This window comes from Xylanibacter sp., from assembly GCF_057607445.1.
In genome coordinates this window covers 1-1,813 of the sequence record NZ_DBLZAX010000045.1, presented here as the reverse complement: position 1 = coordinate 1,813, position 1,813 = coordinate 1, and the positions used below count along the sequence as shown (strand labels likewise).

Annotated in this window: 3 protein-coding genes; 2 read left to right on the top strand and 1 reads right to left on the bottom strand. The window is 45.8% G+C overall.

Annotated features, from left to right (window positions below; all coding sequences use genetic code 11):
- Positions 1 to 91 precede the first annotated feature (91 nt).
- Both ACZMIG_RS14715 and ACZMIG_RS14710 read left to right on the top strand, forming a co-directional pair.
- On the top strand, positions 92 to 424 hold the full coding sequence (locus ACZMIG_RS14715) for a hypothetical protein (protein ID WP_487889762.1): 333 nt from the start codon (positions 92 to 94) through the stop codon (positions 422 to 424).
- A 4-nt stretch (positions 425 to 428) separates the two neighbouring features.
- Entirely contained in the window at positions 429 to 1,142 is a 714-nt protein-coding gene (locus tag ACZMIG_RS14710) for a hypothetical protein (protein ID WP_487889761.1), read from the top strand.
- Between the two features lie 63 nt (positions 1,143 to 1,205).
- Here ACZMIG_RS14710 and ACZMIG_RS14705 read toward each other — a convergent pair whose 3' ends face one another.
- On the bottom strand, positions 1,206 to 1,550 hold the full coding sequence (locus ACZMIG_RS14705; protein WP_177864819.1) for a hypothetical protein: 345 nt from the start codon (positions 1,548 to 1,550) through the stop codon (positions 1,206 to 1,208).
- Positions 1,551 to 1,813: the final 263 nt, after the last annotated feature.

Sequence of the window (1,813 nt, the reverse complement as noted above, 5' to 3'; positions counted from 1 at the left end):
CATACCGGAAGTGGGTGTCAGAACACGGCATATCCCCAAATACGGGAACAGTACACCAGAACATTTCAAATCCAATCAGACAGATACAATTATGACAAACAAGGAAATCATCAGAGAACTGAAACGCCGCGGCTACAGCCGGGTAGACATTGATACGGACAGTAGAGCCGCAAAGACTTTCTACACCTACCGTGGCGGGCTTCATATCAACGGTACGGAAGATCTGTCATTCCATATCGTACCTCCACAGGAGAGTCTCGGACTGGGACAGTTTGCAATATGCGCCACCCGGAACGGGGAAAGTTCACAGCTGGGGACAGACGATGCCCCGTTCTTTTTCGGACGGCTGCTTGCCTTTCTCAAAGGTGAGAGAAAAGAGAAAGAGATAATAGATGAAATATGTACCGACAGAAAAACAGAATAGTAGTATGAAAACAAAAGTATTGAAATATAAGTTTGACGGCAACACTATCGTTGCCCCATACATGGAACTTGAACCGTATGCGGAGAATGTATTCATCTCGCTGGCAAGAAAAAACGAATACGGAAACGAAAGTGAAGACAGTTTCCATGTAATCTGCAAAATAGGTGATATCCATTTTTCCTGCGGACAGTATTCACGCAGAATCCTTGACAAGGAGGGTCACCGGGAAGAAGCGGCAGCCTATTGCAAGAACTGGATTGAAAACATCCTGAAGGATGCGGAGGATGGAAAAATCATCCCCCTCTTGTCTGTCCATGTATTCAATGCCCTCGGTCTTGACTCCACTCCCTTGGTACAGGCCCGTGAGACGTATGCAAAAAGGCAGGAAGAAAAGCGTCTGGAACGGAAAAGAAAAGAAGAACAGGAAAAAAAGGAGAAAGAATCCCGATGGCATCAACAACTCGACGAAAACAAACGGAAATTCCTGAACGGTGAGAAAATAACGGCAGAAATGTTTCTTGAAATCACAGGAAGGGACGGCTTTGACATCCATATCAGAACCAAAGGGACATTCAACCGACATGTAACAGCAATCGACCGGAACGGAACCGTCAGTTTCAGAAAATACAAAGGCCGCCGTACTCCCGACTTTACCGGATGTCATAAGGCTGTAACAGACTATCTTGCATTCCTTGCCGAAGATGAAATCAGCCAATAAAATCCAAAGCGGTAACAGCCATCCTATGCAACTGTTACCGCTATTATCAGGACATATCAGGATTTACAGCTTCCTGTTCAGTATCATCGCCAAGGGATAGATAAACTGGTTATAGACCTTGAGCTTCTTCAGATCCAGCACATACCCTGCATAGGGATTGGTACAGTCCGAATAGAAAAATACGTCGGTAAAACCCGCATGTTCCTTTATGATTTCACCTTCCAGGGGAATCTCGTCCACATCAAACTCCTCCAGAGGCAGTTCCTCCAGGCGGGCATATTCCCCATTGCCCAACACATTGAGGTTACGGTTGAACAGCACATATCCTCGCTTACTGTAATCCACGCGCATACCATACGGACGCTCCACAAGGAAAGCATCCGCAGCTTTCTTTATATAATCTTCCATGATTTTTCAAATTAGGATTTGCAAAAGTACACCATTCCTTTGTCAAAGACGAACAAATCAATGGGTTTCTCACCGACATACCTGCAAGAAAATACAACGACACACAACCTGTATATTTTATTTTCCTCCCTGCAAAGGTAGTCCCGTGTCCAACGTACCCGAACAAGGTCAGGCCCCTATGGGGTTGGCTGAAAGAAAATCATCCTCGCCGATGGCTGCGGTATTTTCTTTCGCCAAACCTTGCGGGTACGGTCACGGGACAG